We start from the raw sequence: 12,330 nt of genomic DNA, 5'->3' as shown, positions 1-12,330 counted from the left end.
CATCGCTGAAAATGCGCTGCGGATGGTCAGTCTGGGGCGTAAAAACTTCCTGTTCTTCGGCTCTGACCACGGTGGTGAGCGGGGAGCGTTGCTGTACAGCCTGACAGGAACGTGCAAACTGAACGGCGTGGAGCCAGAAAGCTACCTCCGCCATATCCTTGACGTCATTGCTGACTGGCCGGTAAACCGGGTTGGTGAACTGCTGCCGTGGCGGGTCACACTGCCTTCCAAATAGCCTGTACTCGTCAATACGGTTCTCGCTGTACGCTTACAGTCATCCTTCCCTACTCCATTTATGATCGTCTTCAGGAAATTGACCAGGGCGCTATCGTGGACAACAAGCGCCTCGGACGTACACTCGATTTTATCAAACTGGTTCAGGACAAACGTGACAATAACCGCTCTCAGGCCATCCCTGCGGGTGATGGCCCTTCACGACGGCGCAGAAAACCAACAGGTAAGAAATCTCAGCGCTCACTCAACGGTGACGATATGTTGGAAGCCTTGAATACACTGCAATCACGTTCTGAGGAGATATTTGGAAAACGAAAATAATTATGATCATACTTATAGTTTTTTTGATGATAGCAATCGGAGTCATGCGAAAAATTTGATATTTTTCCGACTGCTTAACAATTTACTTAACGAGGCCTATACCGGGTATATTTGGATATCACACTCCCGGAATACGTCAGCGTATTGTTTACTTACACTTTGTTCTATCACAAGAACATCAATCTGGCTGCTGTCAGCAACAACATAGCGTGCGACCGCCGGAATTTTATCTGAGGTTAAACCTACGATAATTTCACTACACTGCCGGATTACGGCTTTTTTAAACTCACAATCTGCATAATCAAACCCGGTCAACCCCAACTCTGGTGCCATTGCGCAACCACCAATAAAGCCCTGATCGAAGATAATCCCTTTAATTTGTTCAAGGGCAGGAGCACCAACACACCCCCCGGAAGTACGCTGTACGCCGCCGCCCAGCATAATTACCTCGCACAATGGTTTTTTTAGCAGTGTTATGGCTATCTCAGGGGAGTTAGTGACTACCGTGAATACTGTAGTGTTCGGAAGTGCCTCTGCCATTGCAAGATTTGTTGTACCTGAGTCGATATATACACAGCTGTTTGGTTTGACTAGTTGCGCGCATTTATGCGCGATCGTGCTTTTTGTATCGGTTTTTTTAGTCTTTCGTTCTGCATAATTACCTGCTTCTGGCATCGCAGCAACAGCGCCACCATACACCTTTTTACAGATGCCTGATTTACTAAGTTCATGTAAATCACGACGAATTGTGTGTTCTGACACACCAAGCTGGACAGAAAGCTCCGCGCAAACAACCCTTCCTTTCTCCAGGAGAACCTGGCGAATTAGGGCTTGTCGTTGATCCGGGAAAGCTGCATAATCGAGCACTAGTAACTCCTTGAACCATGATAACGAGCAATAAGAAGCATGATCGTGCATTCTGAATGCATCTGTCAACTTCTGATGGCTGGTAATAAGGCTTAAACAATGCAAACTACCCCTGATATCAAGTATTTTCATCAACTTGCGTCTCTAGCTGAATATCGCTTGTTGAATCCGCAAATAACTACTCCCCTTTGTCATACACAGGACCTGCTCGGTGAAATCAAAGAGGAAATACTGGGTTTATTTCCACATCATAGCGTCAATACGGATACCGCTCCTTCTGAAACCAAAAAATCAGCATGGACAATCAGACAATTCCACAGCCACATTGACGATATCCCTGTCAGCGGTATCTTTATCGGTTTCACCGAGAATGAAAAGAACGGTATGTGTATGTTAACTAACCCCTTTACCCGGGAACGCTTCTGGTCTGATGGCATTCGGTCCCGGGCTTTTGGCCCATTTGGTGAATACGATTTGGCAACCAGGCGGAACACACGGTTACATCAGGCCGTAATACATATCAGCACAGACTTTTCAGTACAGGATTCTTCCACCGGGAAAATAAGACAGCAAGCTCTGCTTACACGTAAAGGCGACCCTTTTTATGCTATGGGGATGCTGGCAGCGGGATATATCGATGCCTGCATAATTAATCCTTCAGCCGTTCAGGAGTTTATGCCATTTATACATCTGATTGAAAACGCAGGCGGAGTTTTCAGTATTTTAAGAGAATATTGTGATGGTTCCGGTAATATGCTGATTGCCAGCGGTTCACGGGAATTACACAACGAAGTGATGAATGTACTCACTGCTGCCTGAATATTAACTAGTCATTACTCTTTTTTATAATGAGAATCAGAATGAACGAAAGAATAGCAACGCGGTCTGTTTTTTTCATCGCAGGGCTGGCAACATCTGCCTGGGCGGTAATGGTTCCTTTTGCCAAACTGAATACCGGTGCTAATGAAGCTCTTCTGGGTATATTACTTCTTTGCCTGGGGGGCGGTGCTATTATATCAATGCCATTAGCCGGACCACTTTCATCCCGCTATGGTTGCAGGAAAATTATCGGCTATGCGGTGATGATTATTATATTATCTATGCCGTTTTTAACATTAGCCAATAGCCCCGTAACACTTGGCTTTTTATTGCTGATTTTTGGTATTGGCGTTGGCCTTACCGATTGCGCCATGAATATTCAGGCAATACTGGTAGAGAAAAATGCAGGTACTCCACTCATGTCTGGTTTCCATGGAATGTACAGTGTTGGAGGGATTGCCGGTGCTGGTTTAATGACTGGGTTACTTACGTTTGGCCTGAACATTCTGGCATCGTCTCTGGTTGTGAGCCTTATCATTTTTATGCTTTTGATGGTGTGTTTCAGCCGACTACTGCCTTATGCCAGTCCGGCAGAAGGTCCGGCATTTGCATTTCCAAAAGGAGAAGTCCTGCTCTTTGGTGCAATATGTTTTATCGTCTTTCTGGCCGAAGGCACGGTTCTTGACTGGAGCGCTGTATATCTGGTTGAAGTCAGACAAATAGCGGACTCACAGGCCGGTCTCGGGTTCACATTCTTTGCTCTTGCAATGACAGTTGGAAGACTTAGTGGTGATGCAATAATCAGACGTTTCGGCTCTCTGCACATAGTTGTCAGCGGCGCGGTTCTGGCTTTCGGCGGTTTTTGTCTCATCATTTTCTCAACCTCACTTATAGCGTTGCTAATCGGTTATCTCTGTATCGGTGCAGGTTGTGCCAACATTGTGCCCGTGATGTTCAGCCAGATAGGTAAACAGACAAGTATGCCGCAAATGGTTGCTGTCCCGGCAGTGACGACAATGGGATATATCGGCGTACTGGCTGGCCCCGCTATGATTGGATTTATTGCACACCATAGCTCCTTACCCCATGCCTTTATTTTTGTTGCCGCGCTCATGCTTATCGTATTAATGCTCAGCGTTGCATTAAACAGAACAATAAAATTACATCAGGAATTCTGAAATGAAACATGTCGTTTTATTCTCTGGCGGTAGCGCTTGCCGCTCTTTGAATATTGCACTTTGCCAACGTTCGATCTCACTGACGCGTATTGTTCCGGCATGGGATAGCGGTGGAAGTTCGCGCTCAATCCGGGAAAGCATTGATATTTTGTCCGTCGGAGACATCCGACAGGCATTAATGACAATGGCCTATGGCGAAGGCTGCTCTGGCGACATAGTGCGAATTTGCAACACCCGCTTATCCTCAGAACAAGATAGCAAGGAGGCATCGAGAGAGTTTCGGGCCTATGTTGAAGGACAGCATCCATTGCTTGGTCGTCTGGACCCGGGGCTGAGAGGAGCTATCGTTAATTACCTGAAGATATTTGCAGACAAAGCCGGAATCACGTTTGATTATCGAAACGGAAGTATCGGCAATTTTATCCTTACAGGTGCTTATCTTGCTCATAATCAGGATATGAATACTGCTATTTTTGTTTTCAGAAAACTATGTGGTATTACGGGCGAAGTCTGGCCTTCTTCTCTCGATAATAACCTGCTCCTTTCTGCACAATTAAGTGACGGTCAGCAGATTTCTCCTCAGGATAAAATCACCCATCTTTCCAGGCAACAGTCGGAAAAAGGTATCAGCTCGGTCTCATTAAAGACCTCCACCGGGAGTCATGCTCAGGCCAACACCGCCGTGCTGGAAGCAATCAAAAATGCCGACCTTGTTATCTTTGGCCCTGGCAGCTTTTATACCAGTATCCTGCCACACCTCCAGGTTACAGGGATGACAAGCGCCATCGCGCAAGCCGGGTGTCCGGTTGCATTAGTTGGCAATATCCTCCAATGTTGTGAGACTCGAAGTCTGGGTTTGCAGGATATTACTGATCGCTTTATCCAGTACTGGCACGATGCTGATGCTTCCATTCCATTGCCGGGATTGGTCGTTCTGGGCAATCAGCGATTTCTTTCCATTGAAAAATACGTGGGCGAATTCGCCTATCTTGGTGATGAGATTATCGATTCCCCCCGGTACAGCAGCGTGCTTGATGAGTTTGAAGATGTCTGGGTACGAGGTAAACATGATGGTGAAATACTTGCAAGCAGATTACTCTCTTTAGCCAGGAATTAATCTGATGGGTGGTTATTCTCTTATCAGGCTTGTAATAGGTGATAGATACGTTTCACAAAAAGAATAACCATGTTCTTTACTCAAATAAGAATTTAAGTGGAGTCCAAATGAATAATTATTGTATTGGTGATGTTATTATAGATGAACAGAATATCGCTGCTGGAGTCAGCAGTGTAGCCCGGAAATTAAATCAGGATTATTCTGATGCCGTGGTCATTACAGTTGTACCCGGAGGGATGCTCTACACAGCGGATCTGACAAGACAGTTGAGTTTTGATATTAATATGGACTATATATCGTGTCCTCATACCCCAGGCGATCGCAATAATATCTCCACGATTGTCTATCATCAGAATATTAATATTGCTCACCGTCATGTTATTCTCATTGATGATGCGATTGAATCCGGTGGCACAATGAAACGACTTGTTGAGCATATCTTAGATAATTACAAGCCAGCATCTTTATCTGTTGCTGTTCTATTTGTAAAGCCTGGTAGAATAGATATTCCAGTAAAACAGTACTACGCTTATGAAATGGAGAATGATGATCTTCTTATTGGTTACGGTATGCCTTGGGATAATAAATATCGAAACCGTCCAAATATCTCCCGACTCATAAGGTAAGGGGAGATATTGTTCGTACTCTCACTTACAGATATGTGGGCCTGAACTACAAATGTCCATTTCAGTAAGAAGTGGACATTTCAACTTTGCTGGCAGGCGGACATCTGAACTTAGCCTTGACAGAATAGCAGAGGGCGAAAAGCAGTCCCCCAGCGTGAATCAGTCATACAACCAGCGACCAGTCCTGGCAGACGCAATGAGCATACCTATCGTGAACTCCGGCGCCTGAGGAATATCGTTTTTGCGAAACGGATTAAGCAAATGCTTTAGCGGTGGTTCTGGCGGATAGTATGTTGTGATCGAGAAACTCCCTTTATCTACATTGAATGTCGTAAAAAAATCATCCATCAATGCCAGTGCTTCATCATCTTCCAACCGTAGATCTGAATCCAAATCTGTTGACGGTGTCAGTTCTTTTTTCTTAAAAAGGTAAATTCCATCATGGCTTCTTACCAGTTCATAAATCCGCTGTTCAAGAGTATCACTTACCATATTTTATCGCTTCCTCTGGCAATACAGCACCACGCGGTTTTGTCCGCGTAGGCAAAACATTCAATCCAGCCACAATAGACACTATCGCTCCAAAATCCTGAACACCCAACTGATTGGCAGTGTTTTCGCAGAAAATCATAAACAGCAACTGACTAGCAGTCAGATTTGAACGTCCGGCATAAAAATAAGTGCTATTAAGCTCTTCAACTGTATCCATACTCTAATTTCCTGATTAAATTAACTTTATGCATTGGCAATGCAACCACTTTATAGGATTGTTTTAACACATTTGTTCGTCGTGTGCTTGAATTAGACAATGGCAAGCTGGTGCGCACGCTGTTAACGTTCCTGGTAATCGATACAAGCAGTTAGGTTCTGGACATCAGAGCTTAGCCTTGAAAAAACCGTCAGCTGCCCGCATCACTGACCGGGCTGGAGCTGAATCCCCTTCGTGAAGGATGCTTTTATTAGTACTATTAAAGGTGCTATATTTAGTCATCAACCAGGAGGTAAATTATGGCATTTCAAATTTTAACGACTACTGCAGCAAGCATTACAGAACTGAAACGTGATCCAATGGGAACTTTCAATGCCGGAGATGGCGCTCCAGTTGCCATTCTTAACCGTAATGAACCGGCTTTCTACTGTGTTCCTCCGGCACTTTATGCTCATCTTATGGATATTCTTGAGGATGAAGAACTCGGTCGTATTATCGATGAGCGTGCGAATGAACGCGTCATTGAGGTCAACATTGATGACTTATAAGCTGGCATTTAACGAATCTGCACTAAAAGAGTGGAAAAAGCTGGGACATACTATACAGGAACAGTTTAAAAAAAGTTACGGGAACGGCTTGAAAACCCTCGGGTTCCGGCTTCTCAATTGCATGGAAGAAAGGATCAGTACAAAATTAAGCTGCGTGGTGCAGGATACAGACTGGTGTACAGCGTCGAAGATGAAATTATCACGGTAACTGTCATTGGTGTTGGAAAGCGAGAAAATGATGCCGTCTACAAAATGACACGACACAGAAGCTAATCACTCTGGAAATGCTCTCTTTCCCGTCAAGCGATACGACAAACAGGCCCAGTTCTTTTATGTGACTGCACCTTGACATATGTCACGTATATGAAACTATGGCCTACGTTGTGTATGTGACATTCATTTTATTCCAGCCCGGAGTGTTTACGCTATCTGAGGATAACATTATGACGCAACGTATCGCGGTTTTTCCTGCCGATCGCCATTCTCTGTATGAGGAACATGGGTATTCCGCAGCCATCCGTTCTGGTGATTTACTGTTTGTTTCAGGCCAGGTAGGCAGTCACACAGACGGCACGCCGGAGCCTGATTTTCAAAAACAAGTGAGGCTTGCTTTTGAAAACCTGAAAGCAACGCTGACTGCAGCAGGATGCACATTCGATGACATAGTGGATGTCACCACATTCCATACCGATCCAGAGCAACAACTTAACGACGTTATGGCGGTGAAACAGGAGATATTTGCCCATCCCCCTTATCCTAACTGGACCGCTGTTGGCGTTAACTGGCTGGCCGGCTTTGATTTCGAAATAAAGGTTATTGCCCGCATCCCCTGATGCTTATTCTCGGTAAAACCGGTAGCATTATATGTACCGGTTTTATTTTATTCATCCCTGCCCTTCATCCTGCATGATTAACATGCAATCACCAAACATATCGAACTGACATGACTGGATATCTTCTGAGGCATAGGCCTTCATAAGTAGATCAACCCCAGCAAACTGACCGGTTAACACCATATGCGTCGTCTTTGGCTGATGTAAGTTCGTTAGCAGGCAGTCAACCACTTTCAGTTGATAGCCTGGATGTATATAAAGCGCAGTCCAGCCAGAACTTGCTTTGAGGCAATTGTGCTCCCTCGAATACGCAGATTCCAGGCATCGTGTAACGGTAGTTCCTATGGCAAAAATGCGTCCGCCATTTTGCTTCGCAGTATTAATGATATCCGCTGTTGCTTGTGGAACCTCGTAGTATTCTTCGTTGATAGTCACATCCTCTACACATTTTGTTTGTATTTTTCTGTTGGACAACATTTCTGTTGATGCAACATGTAAAGTAACAAAAGATATTAACCCACCTTTATCTTTGATTTTTTGGATAAGATCCCAGGTAAAATGAATGCCGGCAGAGGGTATTTCCAAAGAGCCATACTTTTTAGAAAAAACGGAACGATAAGCATCTGGATATTTATAAAACAAGCTGGAATCCACATACTCATCAAGACGCTCACCATGACTGGCTAAATAGCAAATTAAGGCCTCATAATTTTCTACGACGGCCCGGTACTGACGTTCTTCGCTAAACTTTTGCTCTACCTCAATAGAAATACCAGGATTATCAACCAAATAAAAAACATCATTCGCATTAAACCTTTCTTTTAAAAGTCCGGAAATAATTACTCTATTATTTGGTAAAAACCCCTCTAAAACAATTTTAATTAATTTATTCTGCCTTGTTTTACAGATAAACATATAGTTTATTATAGCACTGTCGTTAAAACAGATTACATCACCTTCGTTGATATAATCTGTTACTTTACTAAAGTCTACCTTATGAATTTCCCCTTTACTCCGGTTGAGGACAAGCATCTTACACTTTTCCCTGAATGAATCATTGGCTATCCAATGAGGTCTGAGTGGGATAGTCATCTGATCGGTAATGCGAAAATCATATTTTTCGGTAAGCATATATTTACCCTTTGAAAAACCATTGATACGGCGATTGTTATATAGCCGTATTCTGCAGTATACGTTGGGCTTTCAAAGGATAAAAATTAACTCGATAAATGTTGTTGTTATATTTACTTTGCTGGCTATTTAATCAATGTCAGATATCGAGATTAAGCTGGACGATCGGATTTGACCGCCCTTTTCTTTTGCTTATTCCGGCATTGAAGCATCGCTATCCATTGCATCGGCAAACTTTTGCATTAACCGAACAAAGATATCAAGTTCATCCTGAGGCCAGTCTTTAAAAACAACTTTGCCCATTTGCTCTCGCGCAGCGTCTATACGCTCCGTCATCGCCTTTCCTGTCCGGGAAATAACGGCCTCGCGTATACGACGATCGATGGCATTATGCTGCCGTATTATCAACCCCAGCTTCTCCAGTTTGGCGACCTGTCGGCTTACCGTCGTATAATCACGACCAGCACGTTCGGCTAACTCAACAACGCCAATCGGCCCTAAACGTTCGATACTAATAAGGATCGAAAATAGCGCACGATCGAGTTGAATCCCCGCCTCTGCAATTAATTTCTCATCATTACGAGGCCGGTTAAGCGCGCTCACCACGCGAATCAACGCACCGTGAAGCGCCTTCATTTGCTCGGAAATATGTGTATCTTGCACATTTTTATTTTCTGACATAGCATGTCTCCTCTTGTGTGCATAATACACATATCGGAGAGACGATGACAAGATACACCACTACAGATGTACTGATCTGCGGCGCTGGCGTTACCGGGCTTACTTTAGCCATCGAACTGGCGCGTCACGGGATCTCATTTCGCCTGATTGAGAAAAGAACGACGCCTTTTATCGGCTCCCGCGGTAAAGGTATTCAGCCGCGAACGCAAGAAATCTTCGAAGATCTTGGAATACTCAATAAAGTGGTCGCCGCCGGCGGGCTCTATCCCCGATTACGAACCTACCGTCACGACGGAAGCTATGTAGATTCAGATATTGCGCATCATACAAAACCGACCCACGCCGAACCCTACCATCTGCCATTGATGGTTCCACAGAACGTGACAGAAACGATTATGCGGGAGCAATTAAAAGCGTGGGGACATCGGGTGGAGTTCGGCTGCGAGTTACGACATTTTGCGCAAACCCCACGCACGGTCACCGCGTATGTTGCCGGGCCGGCTGGAGAAGAGGTCATCATCGCTCATTATTTGATAGGCGCGGATGGCGGCGGAAGCTTTGTCAGAAAGAAATTAGGCGTTAGCTTCCCCGGTCGTACGTTGGGAATCCATGCGCTTGTGGCTGACGCTTCACTTTCCGGTCTGAGCCGGGATGTATGGCACCATTTTAACGATGGCGATATGGCGCGGATGATAACGATTTGCCCTCTCGCCGGCACGCAGCTCTTTCAAATCCAGGCGTTGTTGGCCCCGGACGACTCGCAGAATTTCTCAGCCGACGTGCTCACGGCTTTTCTTACTGAGCGAATCGGGCGGACGGATGTTCGCATCCATTCGATTCCCTGGGTATCGAAGTACCAGATGAATGCGCGCATAGCGGGACATTACCGGGTGGGTAAGGTATTTTTAGCCGGTGATGCCGCTCATGTGCATCCGCCGACGGGTGGGCAAGGTTTAAATACCAGTATCCAGGATGCCTATAACCTGGGATGGAAAATGGCAGCCTCGCTGCGGGGCGCAGGAGAAGAGCTTCTCGATAGCTATGAACAGGAACGCCGCCCGGTAGCCGAATCACTGCTCCACCTTTCTACCCGATTACTTGACTCTCAAAAACAGGGTGGCATCAAACGAGAACGCGACGTTCAACAACTTGACATCCAGTATACCGACTCCCCCTTAGCCCACACGTTGCCCGAACGTCAGCATGGGTTACAAGCGGGAGAAAGAGCTCCGGATGCTCCGCTTTTGGGCGCCAGCGGCCAATCATTACGATTATTTCAGTTACTACAAGGTCCGGACTGGAATCTGTTGGCCTACGAAACCCACGGTAAGGTCATCGATGCGCGGCGAGGACTGCGTATTCATCACATTGGCGAGCAGGACGAGCTCATCGATACCCTGGGGCACTTCCGGGAGTCCTATCATCTGGCGCCGGGTCAATGCGTGCTGATCCGACCCGATGGCTATGTCGGCGCATTCTTTCACGGCAAACAGAGCAACGATATTGAAAATTATCTCTCTCGTTTTGCCATAGGGATTAAAGATGAATACTAATGTCTATGAGAACACCGACAGCGAAACTATCACCCCGCTCAACAAGCGGCGTATTTTGCCTGTTTTCCTGCTTGTCGGCCTTTACGCCGCCAGTACAGCGGCTGTGATGTCGGTACTGCCTTTTTATATCCGCGAGATGGGCGGTTCGCCGCTTATCATTGGAATCATCATCGCCACTGAGGCTTTTAGCCAATTTTGTGCAGCGCCCCTGATTGGCCACCTTTCCGATCGCGTTGGCCGCAAGCGAATACTGATTGTCACGCTGGCTATTGCGGCGATAAGTTTACTATTACTTGCCAACGCGCAATGTATCCTGTTTATCCTGCTCGCCCGCACGCTTTTTGGCATTAGCGCCGGGAATTTGTCAGCCGCCGCAGCCTATATTGCCGATTGTACGCACGTCAGAAATCGGCGTCAGGCAATCGGTATCCTCACAGGCTGCATTGGTTTAGGCGGTATTGTCGGGGCAGGCGTTTCAGGGTGGCTATCGCGTATCAGTCTGAGCGCGCCGATCTACGCTGCCTTTATACTTGTCCTTGGCTCTGCCCTGGTCGCGATTTGGGGGTTAAAAGCCCCTTCCACAACATCACGTCCCACAGATAAAATAGCAGCGTTCTCTGCCCGCGCTATTTTAAAGATGCCAGTCCTTCGCGTCTTAATTATCGTAATGCTTTGTCATTTCTTCGCCTATGGTATGTACTCTTCACAATTACCTGTTTTTCTTTCTGATACCTTCATCTGGAATGGGCTTCCCTTTGGGCCAAAAGCGTTAAGCTACCTGTTAATGGCGGACGGGGTCATTAATATTTTCGTTCAGCTATTTCTGTTAGGTTGGGTGAGCCAATATTTTTCGGAGCGAAAGCTAATTATCCTAATCTTCGCCCTTCTTTGTACTGGATTTCTCACTGCGGGTATCGCCACGACCATACCAGTGCTTATTTTTGCTATCGTTTGTATTAGCATCGCTGATGCGCTAGCCAAACCCACTTATCTTGCCGCCTTGTCCGTCCATGTATCGCCTGCCCGACAAGGTATCGTCATCGGAACGGCACAGGCATTAATCGCAATCGCTGATTTTATATCCCCCGTATTGGGCGGATTTGTCCTGGGGTATGCCCTGTATGGCATCTGGATCGGTATAGCTATCTCTGTCGCCATTATTGGTCTGGTGACGACAATGATTTACCTTTCAAAAAGTTCACCGCTAATAGCGAAACCAGAAACAGAATATTGATGCTTCACTTGAGGATATTTATCAATCATACGGTGGAAATTGGCCCATTACATTCTACCCCTACTACCAGCAAGGCATAGATGAGAAAATAAAATCCCCTACATTTAGGGCCTATCCCATTAGGGCTATTTTACTTGCCATTCTGGACCTGGGCAGTGCTCAAAATCCTCACGTACTACGTGTACGCTCCGGTTTTTACGCGCTGTCCGTGTCCAAACTGACTGCGCCAATAACGCCTGGTGGGATAGGCTCTTAGCCAGCCAAGAAAAATAATAGTTCCTTTAAGGTATCTCAACACTATTTATCAGCCCCGCCTTGCAATACCGAAATATATTATCAATGCAAGTGACGATGATTTTTTGTACCAGATAACACTCGCTTTTATTATAGCAAACTTCCTGGCGTAAAATCATTACGTATATACCCAAAATAATTCGAGTTGCTTAAAGGCGGCAAGGGAGTGAGTCCCCAGGAGCATA

13 protein-coding genes and 5 pseudogenes are annotated in these 12,330 nt (G+C 45.7%); 13 read left to right on the top strand and 5 right to left on the bottom strand.

The window, feature by feature from the left end; all coding sequences use genetic code 11:
* Positions 1-235, top strand: a 235-nt coding sequence (locus ACLD11_RS21065; protein WP_411015332.1) for a transposase domain-containing protein, incomplete at its 5' end; no start/stop codon positions are given.
* Between the two features lie 41 nt (positions 236-276).
* Positions 277-555 (top strand): annotated as a pseudogene (locus ACLD11_RS21060) (ISNCY family transposase); the annotation flags it as partial.
* Positions 556-651: 96 nt separating this feature from the next.
* Here ACLD11_RS21060 and ACLD11_RS21055 read toward each other — a convergent pair.
* Positions 652-1,422: a DeoR/GlpR family DNA-binding transcription regulator gene (locus ACLD11_RS21055; RefSeq protein WP_023202465.1), complete on the bottom strand. Its 771-nt coding sequence runs from the start codon at positions 1,420-1,422 to the stop codon at positions 652-654.
* A gap of 99 nt (positions 1,423-1,521) precedes the next feature.
* Here ACLD11_RS21055 and ACLD11_RS21050 point away from each other — a divergent pair, with 99 nt between their 5' ends.
* The 4 genes from ACLD11_RS21050 (at position 1,522) to ACLD11_RS21035 (ending at position 5,162) form a co-directional block, all read left to right on the top strand.
* Positions 1,522-2,241, top strand: coding sequence for a hypothetical protein (locus tag ACLD11_RS21050; RefSeq protein ID WP_108638230.1), 720 nt, complete (start codon positions 1,522-1,524; stop codon positions 2,239-2,241).
* 41 nt (positions 2,242-2,282) lie between these two features.
* On the top strand, positions 2,283-3,419 hold the full coding sequence (locus ACLD11_RS21045) for an MFS transporter (RefSeq protein ID WP_226527758.1): 1,137 nt from the start codon (positions 2,283-2,285) through the stop codon (positions 3,417-3,419).
* 1 nt (position 3,420) lies between these two features.
* Complete coding sequence (locus ACLD11_RS21040) at positions 3,421-4,536, top strand: gluconeogenesis factor YvcK family protein (RefSeq protein ID WP_023202461.1); 1,116 nt, start codon at positions 3,421-3,423, stop codon at positions 4,534-4,536.
* Between the two features lie 107 nt (positions 4,537-4,643).
* On the top strand, positions 4,644-5,162 hold the full coding sequence (locus tag ACLD11_RS21035) for a phosphoribosyltransferase (protein ID WP_411012476.1): 519 nt from the start codon (positions 4,644-4,646) through the stop codon (positions 5,160-5,162).
* Between the two features lie 159 nt (positions 5,163-5,321).
* On the opposite strand, the gene ACLD11_RS21030 is transcribed toward ACLD11_RS21035, so the two are convergent.
* Complete coding sequence (locus ACLD11_RS21030) at positions 5,322-5,654, bottom strand: DUF1493 family protein (protein ID WP_183060322.1); 333 nt, start codon at positions 5,652-5,654, stop codon at positions 5,322-5,324.
* A 22-nt stretch (positions 5,655-5,676) separates the two neighbouring features.
* Positions 5,677-5,871, bottom strand: a pseudogene (locus ACLD11_RS21025) (STM2901 family protein); the annotation flags it as partial.
* Positions 5,872-6,170: 299 nt separating this feature from the next.
* Here ACLD11_RS21025 and ACLD11_RS21020 point away from each other — a divergent pair.
* The 3 genes and pseudogenes from ACLD11_RS21020 to ACLD11_RS21010 all read left to right on the top strand — a co-directional run bounded on the left by ACLD11_RS21020 (position 6,171) and on the right by ACLD11_RS21010 (position 7,252).
* The gene (locus ACLD11_RS21020) at positions 6,171-6,419 is read left to right on the top strand and encodes a type II toxin-antitoxin system Phd/YefM family antitoxin (RefSeq protein WP_000885424.1); all 249 of its coding nucleotides are present in this window, start codon (positions 6,171-6,173) and stop codon (positions 6,417-6,419) included.
* A pseudogene (locus ACLD11_RS21015) lies at positions 6,409-6,692 on the top strand (type II toxin-antitoxin system RelE family toxin). Before ACLD11_RS21020 ends, ACLD11_RS21015 begins: the two are co-directional and overlap by 11 nt.
* Positions 6,693-6,862: 170 nt before the next feature.
* A complete protein-coding gene (locus ACLD11_RS21010) occupies positions 6,863-7,252 on the top strand; it encodes a RidA family protein (protein ID WP_023195707.1) in 390 nt (129 codons plus the stop codon).
* A gap of 51 nt (positions 7,253-7,303) precedes the next feature.
* On the opposite strand, the gene ACLD11_RS21005 is transcribed toward ACLD11_RS21010, so the two are convergent.
* On the bottom strand, positions 7,304-8,383 hold the full coding sequence (locus tag ACLD11_RS21005; protein WP_411015331.1) for an S-adenosylmethionine:tRNA ribosyltransferase-isomerase: 1,080 nt from the start codon (positions 8,381-8,383) through the stop codon (positions 7,304-7,306).
* Positions 8,384-8,575: 192 nt separating this feature from the next.
* A complete protein-coding gene (locus ACLD11_RS21000; RefSeq protein WP_080104529.1) occupies positions 8,576-9,064 on the bottom strand; it encodes a MarR family winged helix-turn-helix transcriptional regulator in 489 nt (162 codons plus the stop codon).
* A 44-nt stretch (positions 9,065-9,108) separates the two neighbouring features.
* On the opposite strand from ACLD11_RS21000, the gene ACLD11_RS20995 reads away from it, so the two are divergent.
* The 4 genes and pseudogenes from ACLD11_RS20995 to ACLD11_RS20980 form a co-directional block, all read left to right on the top strand.
* Complete coding sequence (locus ACLD11_RS20995; RefSeq protein WP_411015330.1) at positions 9,109-10,617, top strand: FAD-dependent oxidoreductase; 1,509 nt, start codon at positions 9,109-9,111, stop codon at positions 10,615-10,617.
* Positions 10,607-11,851 (top strand): MFS transporter, encoded by a 1,245-nt coding sequence (locus ACLD11_RS20990; RefSeq protein ID WP_411015329.1) that lies wholly within the window; start codon positions 10,607-10,609, stop codon positions 11,849-11,851. Before ACLD11_RS20995 ends, ACLD11_RS20990 begins: the two co-directional genes overlap by 11 nt.
* Positions 11,844-11,957, top strand: a pseudogene (locus ACLD11_RS20985) (PhoPQ-activated protein PqaA family protein); the annotation flags it as partial. The gene ACLD11_RS20990 and the pseudogene ACLD11_RS20985, both read left to right, overlap by 8 nt.
* 148 nt (positions 11,958-12,105) lie before the next feature.
* Positions 12,106-12,278, top strand: a pseudogene (locus ACLD11_RS20980) (PhoPQ-activated protein PqaA family protein); the annotation flags it as partial.
* Positions 12,279-12,330: the final 52 nt, after the last annotated feature.

It is taken from the genome of Salmonella sp. 741265116_PST, assembly GCF_046567715.1.
GTDB classification, from domain to species: Bacteria; Pseudomonadota; Gammaproteobacteria; order Enterobacterales; family Enterobacteriaceae; genus Salmonella; species Salmonella enterica.
This window is presented reverse-complemented; position numbering and strand designations above follow the sequence as displayed.

Bases quoted from the DNA above. Each gene is read 5' to 3' on its own strand.
- ACLD11_RS21045 (WP_226527758.1), top strand. From the start codon at position 2,283: ATGAACGAAAGAATAGCAACGCGGTCTGTTTTTTTCATCGCAGGGCTG.
- ACLD11_RS21010 (WP_023195707.1), top strand. From the start codon at position 6,863: ATGACGCAACGTATCGCGGTTTTTCCTGCCGATCGCCATTCTCTGTAT.
- ACLD11_RS21000 (WP_080104529.1), bottom strand. From the start codon at position 9,064: ATGTCAGAAAATAAAAATGTGCAAGATACACATATTTCCGAGCAAATG.
- ACLD11_RS21030 (WP_183060322.1), bottom strand. From the start codon at position 5,654: ATGGTAAGTGATACTCTTGAACAGCGGATTTATGAACTGGTAAGAAGC.
- ACLD11_RS21020 (WP_000885424.1), top strand. From the start codon at position 6,171: ATGGCATTTCAAATTTTAACGACTACTGCAGCAAGCATTACAGAACTG.
- ACLD11_RS20995 (WP_411015330.1), top strand. From the start codon at position 9,109: ATGACAAGATACACCACTACAGATGTACTGATCTGCGGCGCTGGCGTT.
- ACLD11_RS21050 (WP_108638230.1), top strand. From the start codon at position 1,522: ATGCAAACTACCCCTGATATCAAGTATTTTCATCAACTTGCGTCTCTA.
- ACLD11_RS21040 (WP_023202461.1), top strand. From the start codon at position 3,421: ATGAAACATGTCGTTTTATTCTCTGGCGGTAGCGCTTGCCGCTCTTTG.
- ACLD11_RS21035 (WP_411012476.1), top strand. From the start codon at position 4,644: ATGAATAATTATTGTATTGGTGATGTTATTATAGATGAACAGAATATC.
- ACLD11_RS21005 (WP_411015331.1), bottom strand. From the start codon at position 8,383: ATGCTTACCGAAAAATATGATTTTCGCATTACCGATCAGATGACTATC.
- ACLD11_RS20990 (WP_411015329.1), top strand. From the start codon at position 10,607: ATGAATACTAATGTCTATGAGAACACCGACAGCGAAACTATCACCCCG.